General features: G+C 59.6%; 16 protein-coding genes. 7 read left to right on the forward strand and 9 right to left on the reverse strand.

Features of this window, described 5'->3' with window-relative positions:
- The first annotated feature begins 113 nt into the window (after positions 1-113).
- The 7 genes from DES49_RS07135 to DES49_RS07165 all read left to right on the forward strand — a co-directional run bounded on the left by DES49_RS07135 (position 114) and on the right by DES49_RS07165 (position 8,091).
- Positions 114-524 (forward strand): ACT domain-containing protein, encoded by a 411-nt coding sequence (locus tag DES49_RS07135; protein WP_133735731.1) that lies wholly within the window; start codon positions 114-116, stop codon positions 522-524.
- 260 nt (positions 525-784) lie between these two features.
- Complete coding sequence (locus DES49_RS07140; protein ID WP_133735732.1) at positions 785-991, forward strand: helix-turn-helix domain-containing protein; 207 nt, start codon at positions 785-787, stop codon at positions 989-991.
- A 67-nt stretch (positions 992-1,058) separates the two neighbouring features.
- Positions 1,059-2,261, forward strand: a complete 1,203-nt coding sequence (locus tag DES49_RS07145) for a 1-acyl-sn-glycerol-3-phosphate acyltransferase (protein ID WP_133735733.1) — start codon at positions 1,059-1,061, stop codon at positions 2,259-2,261.
- A gap of 28 nt (positions 2,262-2,289) precedes the next feature.
- Positions 2,290-3,042 (forward strand): SDR family oxidoreductase, encoded by a 753-nt coding sequence (locus tag DES49_RS07150; protein WP_133735734.1) that lies wholly within the window; start codon positions 2,290-2,292, stop codon positions 3,040-3,042.
- 19 nt (positions 3,043-3,061) lie between these two features.
- Complete coding sequence (locus DES49_RS07155; protein WP_133735735.1) at positions 3,062-5,197, forward strand: TonB-dependent receptor plug domain-containing protein; 2,136 nt, start codon at positions 3,062-3,064, stop codon at positions 5,195-5,197.
- 12 nt (positions 5,198-5,209) lie between these two features.
- Positions 5,210-6,145 carry an ABC transporter substrate-binding protein gene (locus DES49_RS07160; RefSeq protein WP_208297025.1) on the forward strand — a complete coding sequence of 312 codons (936 nt, stop codon included), beginning with the start codon at positions 5,210-5,212 and terminating at the stop codon, positions 6,143-6,145.
- Positions 6,142-8,091 carry an ATP-binding protein gene (locus tag DES49_RS07165; protein ID WP_133735737.1) on the forward strand — a complete coding sequence of 650 codons (1,950 nt, stop codon included), beginning with the start codon at positions 6,142-6,144 and terminating at the stop codon, positions 8,089-8,091. The genes DES49_RS07160 and DES49_RS07165 overlap by 4 nt, the downstream gene beginning before the upstream one ends.
- Before the next feature lie 3 nt (positions 8,092-8,094).
- Here the strand turns inward: DES49_RS07165 and gorA are convergent, their stop codons facing one another.
- The 9 genes from gorA to gspF are packed head-to-tail and all read right to left on the reverse strand — an operon-like array spanning position 8,095 to position 15,651.
- Positions 8,095-9,462 carry a glutathione-disulfide reductase gene (gorA, locus tag DES49_RS07170; RefSeq protein ID WP_133735738.1) on the reverse strand — a complete coding sequence of 456 codons (1,368 nt, stop codon included), beginning with the start codon at positions 9,460-9,462 and terminating at the stop codon, positions 8,095-8,097.
- A gap of 24 nt (positions 9,463-9,486) precedes the next feature.
- A complete protein-coding gene (gene gspM / locus DES49_RS07175; RefSeq protein WP_133735739.1) occupies positions 9,487-10,008 on the reverse strand; it encodes a type II secretion system protein GspM in 522 nt (173 codons plus the stop codon).
- A gap of 3 nt (positions 10,009-10,011) precedes the next feature.
- Positions 10,012-11,286: a type II secretion system protein GspL gene (gene gspL, locus DES49_RS07180; RefSeq protein WP_133735740.1), complete on the reverse strand. Its 1,275-nt coding sequence runs from the start codon at positions 11,284-11,286 to the stop codon at positions 10,012-10,014.
- A gap of 30 nt (positions 11,287-11,316) precedes the next feature.
- Positions 11,317-12,306 (reverse strand): type II secretion system minor pseudopilin GspK, encoded by a 990-nt coding sequence (gspK, locus tag DES49_RS07185; protein ID WP_133735741.1) that lies wholly within the window; start codon positions 12,304-12,306, stop codon positions 11,317-11,319.
- Positions 12,303-13,049, reverse strand: coding sequence for a type II secretion system minor pseudopilin GspJ (gene gspJ / locus DES49_RS07190; protein WP_133735742.1), 747 nt, complete (start codon positions 13,047-13,049; stop codon positions 12,303-12,305). Before gspJ ends, gspK begins: the two co-directional genes overlap by 4 nt.
- Complete coding sequence (gene gspI / locus DES49_RS07195; protein ID WP_133735743.1) at positions 13,049-13,438, reverse strand: type II secretion system minor pseudopilin GspI; 390 nt, start codon at positions 13,436-13,438, stop codon at positions 13,049-13,051. Before gspI ends, gspJ begins: the two co-directional genes overlap by 1 nt.
- A gap of 2 nt (positions 13,439-13,440) precedes the next feature.
- Positions 13,441-13,989, reverse strand: a complete 549-nt coding sequence (gene gspH, locus DES49_RS07200) for a type II secretion system minor pseudopilin GspH (protein ID WP_166646026.1) — start codon at positions 13,987-13,989, stop codon at positions 13,441-13,443.
- 7 nt (positions 13,990-13,996) lie between these two features.
- The gene (gene gspG, locus DES49_RS07205) at positions 13,997-14,443 is read right to left on the reverse strand and encodes a type II secretion system major pseudopilin GspG (RefSeq protein ID WP_133735745.1); all 447 of its coding nucleotides are present in this window, start codon (positions 14,441-14,443) and stop codon (positions 13,997-13,999) included.
- Positions 14,440-15,651, reverse strand: a complete 1,212-nt coding sequence (gene gspF / locus DES49_RS07210) for a type II secretion system inner membrane protein GspF (protein WP_133735746.1) — start codon at positions 15,649-15,651, stop codon at positions 14,440-14,442. Before gspF ends, gspG begins: the two co-directional genes overlap by 4 nt.
- Positions 15,652-15,653 lie beyond the last annotated feature (2 nt).

Consider the following 15,653-nt stretch of genomic DNA (forward strand, 5'->3'; position numbering starts at 1 on the left):
TCGGCCAGGCAAAGCACTTGATAGGGCGGTACGGATATTTTTTGCGCATCAAGACCACTGGAAATGGTAGATTTTCAGGATACCCAAGACATTCTGCTGAAGGATCGTTAGAGATGAAGCGAACACAGTTTCTCCAGGATTTGATTAAGAATCTCTCGCCAAACCTGGATCCGACCCCTTATGTGTACTGCACAGTAGCTCACGCAAAGTATGGCGAGCTGGAAAGGCTGAAACCCATCGTCAGCATTGCCGAACTGGAGGGCCTTACGCTCGTCGTTCCTCTCGAGCAGGCCAAAGCGGAGAATCTGGACTACTACAGAGTCTTCCAGCGCATCACGCTCAAAGGCCACTCAAGTCTTGAAGCTCTGGGACTCACTTCGGTGGTAACGAGCCTGCTGGCTGAACGGGGCATCACCACCAACGTCATTGCAGGTTTCTATCACGACCACATGTTTGTGCCCAGTGAGCGAAGCGATGAAGCCATGCAGGCACTGAAGGAGCTTGCCAGCAATCCGGATAGCTGAAGACTGGGGGGCGGGTCGGCCAGGCAGCTCAGTGATCTTTTGGCCTTTCCACACTGTATTTAACATAATATACATTATGCGCAACGCTATGGAACCGAACCCCGTGTTTATGCGTATGGTAACTGTGAGCTTTGCTTTTAATTCGCATTGCAAAACAAAAACATAAAAAATGCGCTAAAATTGGTGTATAGTCAGAGGATTATAGACTGTAGCAAAACGTAACTGGAATAAGGATAGTTCCGCCTCATGAGAGGCTATCGATGAAATACAACGCTAAGCAGTTCGGAATCAATGTCCGCGAAGTGCGCAGGAACCGGGAAATTTCCCAGGACCAGCTCGCGTTGAGAGCTGGGATCGATCGCAGCTATATGGGCCGTATCGAGCGGGGTCAGGTCAATATTACGCTTGAAAAGGTGTACCGGCTGGCAGAGGCACTTGATTGCAGTGTTCGGGATCTGTTGCCCTGATTCGGGCATGACGCGCAGGCAAAAGATGGCTATGCTGGCCACCTGAATTTCAGCCTGTGGAGTCGCAATGCCCGGTTCGGACGATATTCGCCCTTATTCCGATGACGAAATCAATGCCGTTATCCAGCGTCTGCTGCGCCAACGGGATTTTCTGGATCTGGTGGGACGCTTCCGTTACGGCCGCATCCATCGCCTGGCACCGCCGCTGATCCGATTCTGGGTGGCGGCGCAGATGCGGTTGGCATTCGGCCGCATCCAGTCCGTTGCGCAGCTTCAGTCGCGTATGGCACCGCTGGTTGCTCGAGGTCTGCGATCAACTACCAGCGGGATTTCGTGGTCAGGACTCGAAAACCTGGACAGTTCAAAGCCCTGTCTGTTCCTGTCCAGCCACCGGGATATAGTGCTTGATCCGGCTCTGGTGAACTATGCCCTCTATGAGTCCGGAATGGCCACCACCCGCATCGCCATCGGCGACAATCTAACCGGTAATCCCCTCGTTGCGGACCTGATGCGGCTGAACAAAAGCTTCATCGTCCGGCGCAACCTTTCCAATCCCCGTGAGATGCGCAACACCTTTCTGGAGCTATCCCGTTATATCCGCGAATCGCTCAGCGAAGGCCATTCCGTTTGGATGGCCCAGCGTGAAGGCCGGGCCAAGGACGGTGTGGATGTATCCGATCCCGCCATCATAAAGATGCTGTACATGAGCCATAAACGGGATGGCGTCAGTCTTGCGGAGTCGATCCGCGAGCTGCGGGTGGTACCGGTCGCCATATCCTATGAGCTCGATCCCTGCGATGAGGACAAGGCTCGGGAACTGGAAGAGCGCTACCGCACCGGCCATTACGAGAAGCGACCGGGCGAAGATATCGAAAGTATTGTGAAGGGTGTGTCGGGATTCAAGGGTCAGGTCCATGTGGCCTTTGGGGCGCCTCTGGAGACCGATGACGTCGAGCGCGCCGAGGACGTGGCAAGGGCGGCTGACGAACAGATCCTGGCGCTGATGCACTTCAATCCCGTGAACTATGCTGCGGCGGAAAAACTCGCCACCCGTCATACCATCGGCGCCCTGCCCGCTTCACTGGAACAGGAAATGCCTGATTCGAACCATCTCAGCGATGCTCACTCACAGCTCGACCAGCGCCTTCATGGTATGGACCCCGCGTTGCATCCCTGGTTACTCGGCATTTACGCTAACGCATTATTAAGGCGCCATAATGTTTCGGTCGGGGAACTGAGTAACCCCGGGGACGAGCCAGTAGAGTCGTAATTAACAGTGACAAGGGAGAGCCGCGCCCATGAACAGGGTAGTACTGATAACCGGCGCCAGTTCGGGGCTGGGTGAAGGCATGGCCCGGGAGTTTGCGGCCCGGGGCAACAACCTGGCGCTCTGTGCGCGCCGTACGGAGAACCTTGAAGCCCTTAAATCAGAGCTTGAATCCAGGCACAGCGACATCAGTGTCAGCGTGCGCGCCTTGGATGTGAACGACCATGATGCGGTGTTCCAGGTTTTCAATGCCTTCCGGGACGAATTCGGGCAGCTGGACCGGGTGGTTGTGAATGCCGGCATCGGTAAGGGCCAGCCGCTTGGAACCGGGCGTTTCGAGGCCAACCGGCAGACGGCGGAGACGGATTTCGTGGCGGCCCTCGCGCAGTTTGAGGCGGCCATGGCAATTTTCCGGGAACAGAATCACGGGCACCTGGTCGGCATTTCCTCCATTTCCGCAGTCCGGGGCATGCCCGCCAACATGACAGTCTATGGTGCGACCAAGGCGGGGCTGGCCTCCATGGCGGAAGGCCTGCGCGTTGAACTGCGCAAAGCCGGGAGCCCCATAAAGGTTACAACCCTGTTGCCGGGCTATATACTGACGGCAATTAATGAGGATCTGAAGAACGCACCCTTTCGTGTGGATCGCGATACTGGATGTCGCGCACTGGTCGAGGCGATTGAGAAAGAAAAGCGGGTAGCCTGCGTGCCGCCCTGGCCCTGGACGCCAATCGCTTTCTTGCTGCGTCGCTTACCCGAGGCCGTTCTGGCTCGGATGTTCTGACACCTGGGGATCCATCGGTATGGCCCACCACCGCCCTGCTCCACTTGTCGTCCTGCCATTGTTTTTCACCCTGGCAGCCAATGTCTCCCTGGCGCGGGACGAAAGCCAGAGTTCTTACCATGAGCTGCCCGGGGCCCCGGAGATGGCCGCCCCCGAGACCGGGGACCTGCCCCAGGTCCTCACCGCCAGCCGCCTGCGGCAGTCCAAGGCCAACACGCCGGGGACCGTGACTATCCTTGAGGGCGAATTCATTCGCGACCTCGGGATTCTGAACCTGTGGGATGTGTTCCGCCTCGTACCCGGTATGACTGTCGGGTATGTGGGCAGTAATGATCCGGTGGTGAGCTATCACGGTACCGTGGCGGTTGAGCAGCGCCGCCTCCAGGTGCTTGTGGATGGCCGCTCCTATTACAATGCGAGCCTGGCGGATATGGACTGGACCAACCTGCCGGTTCCGCTGGACGAAGTGGAACGCATCGAGGTTACCCGCGGCCCCAACGCGGCCTCTTACGGCGCGAACTCATTCCTGGCCGTCATCAACATCATCACGCGGTCCCCCAGCGATACCCATGGTGTCGAGCTGCGGGGAAGCGAGGGGCTCAGGGGCGATGACGGTTTCGGCCACTATTACGGGTCAATCGGTTCCCGAAACGGTCCCCTGGACTGGCGGCTTTCGCTCAATCAAAGGCGCAGCGATGGTTTTGATTTCCGGTATGCGCGCGATGACACCGGCAGCCGCACGGATGAGAAAGTCGATAATTACGACGGCTATGACACCCTGTCACTGAACTATGCCGGTGAACTGGAACTGAGCGCAGCTGACACGCTGGATATGGAAATGGGCTATCACGACGTCCATGAAGAAGAGGATCCGGCCCTGTACAGCAACTTCAACCCCCAGAACAAACCCACAACCTCCGGTGAGGACTGGCATGCGTCGCTGAAATGGCATCACGAACCTGCCACGGACCGTTTTTTCCATTTCCAGCTCTATTATCAAACCCGTGAACGACGCCGTACCATCCGCGCCCGGGTGGACGAGCTGGTCCCGGATGCGCCCGCTTTCGAAGCCGATGTGAACGAGGATCTGGAAGAAGAGCGGGTGCATGCGGAGTTCCAGCAGACCCACATCCTCAGCCCGGCCTTGCGTATTGTTTATGGCGCCAGCTACCGCGAGGATCGCTACGAGTCGGACACGTTTTTTAACGGAGAGGGTGAGACCAATCGGAGCCGGGTATTCTCCAACATCGAGTATTCACTGACACCCTGGTTGGTTGCCAACGTCGGCGGCATGTGGGAGGAGGACAGCCTCGGCGGTGACTTTTTCTCCCCAAGGGGGGCAGCCAATATTCATCTGAGCCAGAACCAGACGCTCCGGTTCGTGGTCTCCAAGGCCCATCGTTTGCCGGATCCGTTTGAATCCTCGCCGAACTGGCAGTATCGCGCGGCCAACGTTTCTCCGGATGCCCTGGCCGAGCTGATCGAAGGCGAACGTGCTGGCCCCTCCGTCACACCTTCAAGTCCCGACAACCCGATACAGCCACTGGAAGAGGAAACCATTCTTTCCCGGGAGCTGAGTTACCTGATCCAGCAGCGTCTCCGTGGTGGGCTTTTCCAGGCCGAGGTCAAGCTCTTCCGGGATTCGTTGACCAACCTTATCGCCGGCCAGACCAATCTCGGGGACGACCCCGACGACGAACAGCGCTGGGACCTGGACAACAGTGTTGATCTCACCCAGAAAGGCTTCGAACTGGAAGGATCACTGAATCTGGGCGACAATTTTTTCAGGGCCACTTATGCGTACCTGGATACCGACGGAACCTATAAAGGGTCTCCCAATCAGGCCCGTGACCCACAGTTTTACCTGACACTTGAGCAGCGGATGAATGCACGCCATAGTGGGAGCGCGACCTGGCTGCGGCGGTTCGGCGGCAACACCAGTGCGGCGTTTACGTACTATTTTACGGACGAGATCCGGACCAACCACTTTGAAAGGCTCGACACGCGCCTGGCACGGAGCTGGCATTTTGAACAGAGTCTTGTTGAGCTCGCGGCCATCTATCGCCATTACCTGACGGATGATCCGCTGTACCGGGAAGACAATAACTGGGCCGACCGCAACCATTTCTTCGCGGAGGCACGCATCCGCTTCTGATGGATCAGCATGATGGATAATAATAACATACAGGCAAGGAAAGGCCTGCTCCCAACCTGGAGGGGCCTGGGGCGGCATCTCGGCGTGTTTCTGCTGCTCTCCCTCGTCAGCGCGGGATCTGGCGCGGAACAGGACCGACTTTTTTTCGCTGGCGGGGATGACCCGGCGCTCACCGAGCTGATCCAATCCCGAGTTGAAGCCCGTTTCGGTAACCGCCTGGATCTCGCCCCCTACAACCAGCAAACCGCCAGTGATGCCCTGGTCCTCACCGCTAGTGCCGATGCCCTTGCCGAGGTTCGGGCCAATAATCCGGATCAACCGGTTGTTTCCCTGTTCAGTACCTCCGGTGAAACCAAGCGGATTATTGACAGCGCCGGGCGATTTTCCGCCATCTATTCCGATCCGCCCCTGGATCGACAGCTTGAGCTCGGCCAGTTGATTATCCCCAGGGCGCGAACGGTTGCGATACTGAGCTCACGCGAACAGGCCGACTCCTTTGATCAGGTGATCGATTCGGCCGAACGCCTGGGCCTGGAGGCGCGGGTTTTTGTGGTTTCCTCCCCGGACACCCTGATCCGCGACCTGACCCGCGCCCTCGCCTACGGTGACTTTGTACTCGGCACGCCTGACAGTCGCATATTCAATCGCAACACGGTCAAACCCCTGCTACTGACGAGTTACCGACGCAACCGCCTGGTCATTGGGCCGACCAGGCCTTTCGTGAGGGCGGGATCGGTTGCCTCCACCTATACCCCGGCAGAAGATCAGGTTGATGAGGGACTGCAGCTTGTGGAGGCCTGGTTCGAAACCGGCGAGCTGCCGGACCCCCGGTATCCCGACGAGTTTCAGGTCATCATCAACGAACAGGTGGCCCGTTCAATGAATCTCCCCCTCCCCGGTGAAGAATCACTCAGGGAATCCCTGATTTCCAGAGAGGATGAACAGTGACGGCACAACGACGGACCCGCTGGACGCTTTACCACCGACTGCTGATGCTCGGCATGCTGCCCGCCCTGATCATGTTTCTGCTCATGCTGATGTACTTCACTCAGGCACGGCTGGACGATACGCGCAAAAGCCTGTTCCAGGGGACGCAGCTGATCGCGGATAATCTCGCCCCGGCGGTGGAATTCCCGGTCATCGCGGGCAATCGCCAGGAGTTGAATGCGCTGCTTCAGCAGACGCTTGAGCGCTCCCGGGTCAAGCGGATCGAGGTGCGTGATCGCGATGGCGACGTGGTGGGCAAGGCGGGCAGCATCTCCGACAGCAACCCGGAGAACCTGCACCATTTCGAGAGCCAGATCCTGCGTGAAGCTGTGAGCCTTGAGAACGAGGGATTTTCTGCCGGGCTTGGCAATTTCGGCGAGTCGTTTGACAGAAACGAACGCCGAATCGGTACGGTTCAGGTTACGGTCTCCGAGGCCATACTTGCGGCCGAGCAACAGGATATACTCTGGACATCCGCAGGCATTGGACTGACCCTTTTTGCGGCCACGCTTATCTTCAGTGGCCGGGTGGCCTACCGCTTCAGCGTTCCCATTGAACGCCTGGCCCGCAATGTCAGCAATCTGCCAAATGGTGATCTGGAGGTGCACACGGGTGACACCCCGGTTGCCCGGGAACTGCAGACGCTGGAGGATGCCATCCAGTCCATGGCCAGCCGTCTCGAATCGGCGGAGTCGGAACGCGAGATCAGTTTCCAGCAACTGGCGGAGGCGCGTGACAAGGCGGAGCAGGCAAGCAACGCCAAATCTGACTTCCTGGCCATGATGAGCCACGAACTGCGCACCCCGCTTCACGGTATTATCGGCATGCTCCAGTTACTGGAACAGGACTCGCTCAGCGCCCAGCAGCAGGATTATCTGATCACCGCCCGTCAATCCACCGAGGACCTGCTGGTCATTATCAATGACATTCTGGATTTCTCGCGGATTGAGCGGGGCCGGCTGGAACTTGACCAGGTTCCCTTCGACCCGCGCAGCGTGATCGAAAACTGTTTTGCCTCGTACCGCCACGACGCCGAGGCGCATCACCTGGATTACCAGATCCGGTGGCGCGGCGAATGGCATGAGGGTCTGGAAGCTTATGGGGATCCGGGACGATTACGCCAGGTCCTGGCCCATCTCATCGGTAATGCCATCAAATTCACCCCAGAGGGCTACGTGTTCGTGACGGCGCACTGGTCCCGGAACGAGGACTCCGAGGGACTGCTGACGTGTGAAATTGAGGACAGCGGCGCCGGCATTCCCGCGGACCGGCTCAGCGATATGTTCAATACCTTTGAACAGCTCGATGGCTCGGCGTCGAGGCGCTTCGGGGGGACGGGGCTCGGGTTGCCTCTGGTCCAGAGGCTTGTGGAGCTGATGGGAGGCCACATCGCGGTGGACAGCGATCCGGGCTGCGGCAGCCGTTTCCGGTTCATTATACCGATGGCGCTGCATCAGCCCGAGACGGAGCTTGGCGACTCGCCCGTGCGAGAGATGGAGGAACGGCAATTAATGGGCGGAACCTCGGACTACGAAGCACTGGTAGTGGAGGACAATGCCGTGAATCAGCGCGTGGCGGCGCGCCTTCTGGAAACCCTCGGATTCCACGTGCGCTGTGCCTCGAATGGGGCCGCGGCCGTTGACGATATTGAGTCCCGTGATATGGGGTACGACGTGGTGCTGATGGATTGCCAGATGCCCGTCATGGATGGCTGGGAAGCCACGCGCCGCATCCGCAACTGGGAGCGCCAGCATAATCGCTCCCAGATGCCGATCATTGCCATGACAGCCGATGTGCTCCCGGATACGGAGAAATCCTGCCTTGCCTCGGGCATGGATGCCTATCTGCCCAAACCGGTCCGCCGTGACAACCTCCGCGACGCGCTCAAGCGTTTGATCAACCTCTAGGGATCAGGTTGAGCTGACATCCCGCATGGTCACGAACTCCTCAGCGGATGTGGGGTGAATACCGATGGTCTGGTCAAAGTCCGCCTTGGTGGCACCGGCCTTAAGGGCCACGGCAATGCCCTGCATCATTTCACCGGCATCTGGACCAACCATGTGGGCGCCAACGACGCGGTCTGAATCGTCATCCACGATCAGTTTCATCAATATGCGTTCGTCCCGCCCGGACAGGGTGTGTTTCATGGGCTTGAAGTGCGTGCGGTAGACGCGGATGCGCCCGCACTCTTCGCGCGCATCCTCCTCGGTCAGCCCGACCGTGCCGATGGGTGGCTGACAGAAAACGGCCGAGGGGATATTGCGGTAGTCCATGGTTTTTGTCCCCTCCCCGAACAGATGATCGGAAAGGACCATGGCCTGCTCGATCGCCACGGGTGTGAGCTGTGGCGTCCCGATCACATCCCCGAGCGCATGGATGCTGGGAACGCTGGTCTGGAAATGCCGGTCCGTACGGATCGAGCTAGTCTCGTTGAGTTCAACGCCAACAGCTTCCAGGCCCAGACCTTCCACCAGGGGCTTTCGCCCGGTAGCCGCGAGCACCAGGCCGGCTTCCAGGGTGGAGCCATCATTAAGGCGCACCTGGTAGGCTGAATCGCCGGAGGCCTCAACAGCATCGATATTGGTGTTGAAGCGCAGGGTGACGCCTTTCTTGGGCAGCTCTTCCGCCAGGAATCGACGCACATCACCGTCAAATCCGCGCAGGAACAGCTCGCCCCGATAGATGAGCGTGGTCTCGACGCCGAGCCCCGCGAGAATGCCCGCAAACTCGACAGCGATGTAGCCGCCACCCCAGACCACGGCTTTTTCCGGGAGCTGGTCCAGGTAGAACATGTCATCGGAGGTGTGGAGATGTTCGCGCCCCGGAATAGCCGGGGTGTCGGAGGTGCTGCCGGTCGCAACGGTGATTCGCCGTGCCGACAGAGTCTCGTTGTCGACGGAGACCTCGTTAGGTCCCGTCACCCGCGCGTTACCCCGATAAAGATCAACACCGGCATTATCCAGCAGGCGTTGATAGATGCCGTTCAGCCGCTGGATCTCCGTGTCCTTGTTTTCCCGCAGCGTGCGCCAGTTGAACTGGACCGCCTCGGGTGCAACCGAAAACCCATACCCGGCAGCATCCTCCACGTCTTCCCGGACATGGGAGGCATAGACAAAGAGCTTCTTGGGCACGCAGCCAACATTCACACAGGTGCCGCCAAGGTCCCCCCTCTCGACGATGGCAACGCGTGCCCCGAGACCGGCTGAAACCCGTGCCAGGCGAACACCGCCGGACCCCGCTCCAATGACAACAAGATCATAGTCATACGCTTCGGACACGAGTGCCTACTCCTCTTTTAAGAATCAGATTTCCAGTGTAATACGTGCGTCAACAAGCCCGGGTTGATCGGCCCGGTCCAGCGACGCCTGGTCAACCGCAATCCCGTACTTGCTCTCAAGGTGAGCCAGCCACTGGGTCAGATCGGTAAAGGGCACCTGTTCAAGCCAGATCCGCATTGTCTGGTCCCCACTGGGTTCAAAACGCTGCAGCGGCATCCCCGACTTATCCGCGGAGTCCGTCACGGTCTTGAGCAGGTCATCATCCCCGAGGCTTCCCGTCTGGCCGGGCTCGTTATTCATTTCTGCCACGGCCCTGGCGGCCGTTTCCTTGCTCCGCACCCATTCCAGGAGTTCACGCGAGGATTCCATATCCGCCTGCGCATCCGCCCGGAATTCCGCAACAGGTCGCCAGACGAACAGGTACGCAAAGGTGATGGCGACTGCCAGCGCAAGCACCTGCAGGGCTTTCTGGTCTCTGCTGCTGAGCTGGTCGTACTGCGCAGTCAGCTTCTGAACCAGCGGCATCCGTTTGAGGTTCTCCAGCACGGGTCAGCCTCCCTGGGTGATGGTTAAACGGGCACGGGTTCCGTCGTCGTTATTGACCACGGAACCGATCTGGGCACTGAGCCCGGCGTTACTCAGACCGGTACGCATGCTATCAAGCTGGGAAAAACTCTCGCCGCGCAGCTCAACCCGGAGCTCGCCCCGCTGGGCGCTGAATTGGATGGCATCAAAATGCAGGCTCTCGGAATTAGTCAGCTGCTGGTATTGATGACCCGTATAGCGCAGCAGTGTCAGGAACTCACCTCCTTTGCCGCCCTCTTCCGCGGCCCTGAGCTTACCGGTAAGTACGCGTTTGACGTTACCTGCATGGGTGCGCGTGTCATTCGGGAAAAGATCATCGTAGATCGCCATGGCCTGCCGGTTGAAACGGTGCGCCTGTTGCTCATAGTAATACCCCTCCGCCAGCATGAACCCCAGCTGCAGCACAATGCCGATGGCGGCAACCACGGCCACCGGACGCCAGCGACGCAGTGGATGCTGACGGGTATCGGCGGGGGCAAAACGTCCCTGGCAGAGGTTGATGACGCCCGCGCCCTCAGCAAGCGCTCCCCGGGCCATAAGGGCAAGAGGTGACTCTGTCAGTTCTTCCATGTGCACCAGCGCGTCCGGGTTCTGGTCCAGGGCGGCCAGAGCCATTCGGTGCTTTTCCTGGGCTTCGGAGGTGGCGAGGACCTGGAGCCCCGGAGGCGTTTCGCTTCCCCGGGAGTCGACCAGTGAATCCACAAAAACCGAAAGGGCCTCCACGGCAACGGCATACCAGGCACCATCCCGGGAATGAATGAGGGCCTGCTCCGTCTCGACCAGGATGGTCCACTGGTGTTTATCCAGCGGCAGCAGCATGGCATCCGCGTAGATGGCGCCTACAGGGTATTCCCAGGCCTCAAGGCGTTCCATGTAGGCTTGAAGGGTGGGCTCGTCAATTGCGGCAACCTGCCACTCGTTATTGCTCTGGCTGCCCAGGGCCAGGTGAACGGAATCGATGTCCTGAGCTATCTGTTCCTCGACGGCGAAAGGCAGCGCCTGGTGGATGACACGCTTCTGCCGCCCCGGAATCCGGGCGGTGCAATGGGTGACGTCAAAAGCGGAGATGATGCCGGCAATCTGCACCCTGGAGACATCAAGTTCCCCAAGCCGCGCTTCGATCTCTGCACGCTCGGCCCCTTCCCCATGGGCATGAGTTTCGCCGGCAACATCAGCCAGGAGCCAGTCATAGCATGAAGGCGTGTCAGGGTTGTCCCTGAGGAACAGAGTGTAAGCCATAGTTCTGTGCCGATCCGTCTCGTTCTGGAGTTATTCAGAAGCCTGGATGCGCTCCTTGGTAATCAGGCCGGTGCGGCCACTGTCTCTGGACAAGGTTACCACGTCACCCTGTTGATTGCGTTGAACCAACGATACCAGACGGTGCACCGAACCGCTCACACTCACCCGTGCAGCAATCTCAAAAAATGAAGTGGTAACCCCCAGCCCGTCGCTCTTGAGTCCCAGGCCGCTGAATTCCCGCCGAGCCAGGAAGTCCTTCACGCTCTCAAAGGCGCCCTCTTCTGCAGCCGAAACCACGGACTCCGCCTGGCCCTGGGAAATCCGATCATGCAGGGACTGGATCACGGGCGCGCTGGCGAAGTTGACGTTGATGGTGCCCTGGCGGGTGGGCAATGCCGCCACATGGGGGCGCAATGCCTGGTAGTCCTCATCCGTGATTCCCTGCATCAGGCGCAGCTCCGACACATGGGTAAAGGGTTGATCCGCAGCCCTGTAGGGCGGGTCCATGGCCATGTAGTCGCCGTCCTCGGCGCCCCCGCCTCCGGTGCGCTGATCGTCGCGGTCGATCCAGTCGATCAGGGTTTCGACCCGGACCGAGCGGATATCCAACGCAACCAGCAACCGCTCGAAACGTTCGCGGCTGAGTTGGTTGATATCACCGTTCTGCCCGACCAGGGAATTCAGGTTAAGTTTTCCCTGCAGATCGTTGATCTGCGCCTCAATTGCGCCCGCATCAACCGGAAAGGCCACAGCTGCTTTCGCCCACTGCTCGCCACGATGGTCCACGCCCTGGGTACCGTCCTGGGAGTCTTCCATATCCCGGTTGAGGATCTGGCGCCCGAAAGCTTCGGCACCAAGGGCCAGGCTCTGGGCCTTGGACTGGGTCAGGTAACTCGTGGCCCTCTGGATCATCAGGTCCTGACGGGACATCATCCCGGCAGCCAGGATCGAGCCCAGGGCAAATGCCATGAGTACGATGATCAGAGCGACCCCCTGCTGTGAGCTGCGACGCTGCTTCATGGGCGTTCCCCCTGGCCTTGCTCCTCCTCGCCATTATCCTGGTTTTCACCGCCTCCCTGGGGAGCAGAGAAAGAAGCCGACGGTGTCTCTCCCAGACCCACAACACGCCGGAGGGTGCCAAAGCGCTCGTGCTCAAAGGTGACCTCAACTGCACGCGGCATGGTGCTCATTGCCGCAGCCGGGCCACCCTGCCCCTGTTGGGGTTGCGTCTGACTCTGGCCCTGACCGTCTTGCTGGTTTTTTGGCCAGTCCTCAACCCAGTTGTCATCGGCGTCAAGGAAACGGACCTCCATTGCCTCAACGTGGCTCATCACCTGCTGCTCCCGCGATTCGGAATTCGAGGCCCGGTCGACGACGCTCCAGAATCGGCGTATGACGCGGCCCTCAATCTCGTTATGCTCCCAGGCGACGCGCTGGAGTTCGCTGCGGCGTTTGCCCAGCGGGTTGCGCCACCCCTGGCGTGTCAGTGCCAGGTTGATGTTCTGGTTGCGGCTTGTCATCGACGGCACGGATTCCCCGAAACCGTCCTTGACCGGCCGTTTGATGGCCTGAAACAGATCCCGTTCAAGGAGTGACATGGTGCGCTGCACCTCCCGGAACTGTCCGGATACCCGCTCCACACCCTCGCGCGAGGCCATGAGCGTATCCATCACCTGCCATACACCGAGAGAGAGCATGGCGGTAATGAACACGGCAACCAGAATCTCGAGAAGCGTGAACCCTCCCTGCTGACCTCGATGCATCAGTTCTGCCCCAGGAAGCCGGTGAACACGAGTTGCTGCTGCCGACGGTCGGCAACCCGTTCATTGATGCGGTAAACGGTCATCTCGACCCGCCGGATTGCAGGATCTTCCGTATTGCTGATGTCGGTCTCGATTTCCCAGTCGTAGGGCCCGTAGGAGAGCTCCTCGTCGGACTCGCCCGTGCCGGGCAGCTCGTCCTGGAGGCGCATTTCCGTGAGCCGGTTGCGGGCAATCCAGGTGGCCATGGTCTGGCCTTCGATCCGCCGGTAGTTGCCCATGTATCCGGTGGCCACCTGCTGGAGGGTGGCTGCCAGCAATGCGAAAATCATCAGCGCAATCATGACCTCAATGAGCGTAAAGCCTGCCGCCTTGCTTGCGTGGCGCCTCATGGTCACAGCTCCCCGCTATCCGGCTCGTCGCCGGGTCGTGACCAGTCCGGGCCATTAACGCCGTCGCTCTGGATGCGGTGGACGGCCTCCTGCTGTTTCCGCCACCAGATGGAGAGCTCAAACGGAGTCATTTGGCCGCTCGAAAAAAACACGATGTGGGGAATCAGTTCAGCGTCACTGTCCCCCAATCCGGTTCCGCCCCCGGAGTCGCCTTCGCTCTGAATCTCGATCTCCGCCCATTTCGGAAGGCGACCACCCGGCAGCCCTCCTCGCGGCTCGGGCACCCATTCCGCCTCATCGCGATCGAACACCAGGAAACGGTAGCGATTGTCTTCCTCGAAGCGGACGCCCATCTCCCGGCTGGTCAGCACGGCCTCGTCCGCCGCGGCCTGCATGCGCAGGTAGAGGGTTCTCGTAACCTCGGTCAGCTCGCGCCGCTCGCCACCACCGCCGATATTCATACCCACGAGACTGATAAGCAGTCCAACAACGACAAGGACCACCATGAGCTCGATCAGCGTAAAGCCCCGCTGGGAAGGCGCGCGCCCCATGGGTCGATTAATCCTGGAGATCCCAGACGCTGATATCCGCGTTGACACCCTCGCCACCTTCACGGCCATCCGCACCCAGAGAATAGAGGTCGTAGGGGCCATTGGAACCCGGGCTGACGTACTCATATTCATTGCCCCAGGGGTCTTCCGGGACGGAATTCATATAGCCTTCCGGGTTCCAGTTCGTCGGTTCGGGGTTACCGGAAGGTTTTTCCACCAGTGCCTCAAGCCCCTGCTGCGTGGACGGGTAGTGACTGTTGTCCAGCCGGTACATATCCAGGGCACTGCTGATCTGGCGCATCTGGGCCTTGGCCGTGGTCACACGGGCCTCGTCGCCCCGCCCCATGATGTTGGGCGCAACCAGGGCGACAAGGAGCCCGATGATGACCATGACCACCATGATCTCAATCAGCGTGAAGCCGCGTTCGGTTCTTCGATTCGTCATCAGTTTCATCCCATTATCTGGCTCATGTTCATGATCGGCAGCATTATTGCCATCACGATGATAAGTACAACAGCGCCCATCACCAGCAGCATGAGCGGCTCGAAAAGCCCCACCAGCGCTGTGATCTTACCCTGAAGGTCATTCTCCTGGTGCGCCGCCGTGCGCTCCAGCATCCGGTCCAGCTCGCCGCTGACCTCCCCGCTGCCGATCATGTGAATCATCATCGGCGGGAAATACCCGGTCTTTTCCAGGGCGTTCTTGAGCGAGCCACCCTCGCTGACCGCCTGGGTTGCTTCCCGCACGCGCAACTTGAGGTACTCGTTGGACAGAACTTCCCCCGAGATCCTCATGGCCTCCACCAGCGGAACACCGCTACTCGTAAGTATGCTGACCGTACTGGCAAAACGGGCCGTATTCAGGCCCCGTGAAAGCTTGGAGATGAAGGGAATGTGCAGCAATTGGCGATGGAAGCGCAAGCGGAACTGTTCCTTCTGCAGAGCGAAGCGGAATGCAATCCCTGCTGCGACCAACAGCAGCAGCATCAGCCAGCCCCAATCCACAAAAAAATTGCTAATGGCCAGCAGGCCCTTGGTCAGCGTGGGCAGTTCCTGGCCACTGCGCACGAAAACATCAATGATATCCGGAACCACATAGGTCAGCAGGAAAACCACAATGGCGATCGCCACAAACGTCAGAATGACCGGGTAGATCGCCGCCAGCTGGATCTTCTGTCGCGCCTCCTGGCGTGACTCGGTGTAGTCCGCCAGCCGGTTCAGCACCAGGTCCATGTGCCCCGCGTGTTCCCCGGCCGCTACTGTTGCGCGGTACAGGTGTGGAAAGGCGTTGGGGAACTCCCCCAGGCTGCCGGCCAGCGTATAGCCCTCAAGGACCTTGCCGCGTACGGCCAGCATCATGCTCTTGGTGCGGGGGTGTTCCGATTGCCCTGCAATTGCCGACAGAGCCTGCTCCACCGGAATACCGGACTGGATGAGGGTCGCGAGCTGGCGGGTCACCAGCGCCAGGTCGGATGTCGATAGCCCCTTGCCAAACTGGAATCCAGAGGGCTTACGGTGGCGATCCTGGGTCGGCGAGACTTCGAGGGGCATCCAGCCCTTCTCGCGCAGCTGTTGCCGGATGGCCCGGGCACTGTCGGCCTCGAGCACTCCCTTTTTCTGTTTTCCCCGCTGGTCAAGTGCCTTGAACTCAAACGCTGCCATGC

The organism is Halospina denitrificans, assembly GCF_004364635.1.
GTDB classification, from domain to species: domain Bacteria; phylum Pseudomonadota; class Gammaproteobacteria; order Pseudomonadales; family Oleiphilaceae; genus Halospina; species Halospina denitrificans.

Coding starts and splice junctions, on each gene's coding strand:
- DES49_RS07135 (WP_133735731.1), top strand. CDS start 114: ATGAAGCGAACACAGTTTCTCCAGGATTTGATTAAGAATCTCTCGCCA.
- DES49_RS07140 (WP_133735732.1), top strand. CDS start 785: ATGAAATACAACGCTAAGCAGTTCGGAATCAATGTCCGCGAAGTGCGC.
- DES49_RS07145 (WP_133735733.1), top strand. CDS start 1,059: ATGCCCGGTTCGGACGATATTCGCCCTTATTCCGATGACGAAATCAAT.
- DES49_RS07150 (WP_133735734.1), top strand. CDS start 2,290: ATGAACAGGGTAGTACTGATAACCGGCGCCAGTTCGGGGCTGGGTGAA.
- DES49_RS07155 (WP_133735735.1), top strand. CDS start 3,062: ATGGCCCACCACCGCCCTGCTCCACTTGTCGTCCTGCCATTGTTTTTC.
- DES49_RS07160 (WP_208297025.1), top strand. CDS start 5,210: ATGGATAATAATAACATACAGGCAAGGAAAGGCCTGCTCCCAACCTGG.
- gspL (WP_133735740.1), bottom strand. CDS start 11,286: ATGGCTTACACTCTGTTCCTCAGGGACAACCCTGACACGCCTTCATGC.
- gspK (WP_133735741.1), bottom strand. CDS start 12,306: ATGAAGCAGCGTCGCAGCTCACAGCAGGGGGTCGCTCTGATCATCGTA.
- gspJ (WP_133735742.1), bottom strand. CDS start 13,049: ATGCATCGAGGTCAGCAGGGAGGGTTCACGCTTCTCGAGATTCTGGTT.
- gspI (WP_133735743.1), bottom strand. CDS start 13,438: ATGAGGCGCCACGCAAGCAAGGCGGCAGGCTTTACGCTCATTGAGGTC.
- gspH (WP_166646026.1), bottom strand. CDS start 13,989: ATGGGGCGCGCGCCTTCCCAGCGGGGCTTTACGCTGATCGAGCTCATG.
- gspG (WP_133735745.1), bottom strand. CDS start 14,443: ATGAAACTGATGACGAATCGAAGAACCGAACGCGGCTTCACGCTGATT.
- gspF (WP_133735746.1), bottom strand. CDS start 15,651: ATGGCAGCGTTTGAGTTCAAGGCACTTGACCAGCGGGGAAAACAGAAA.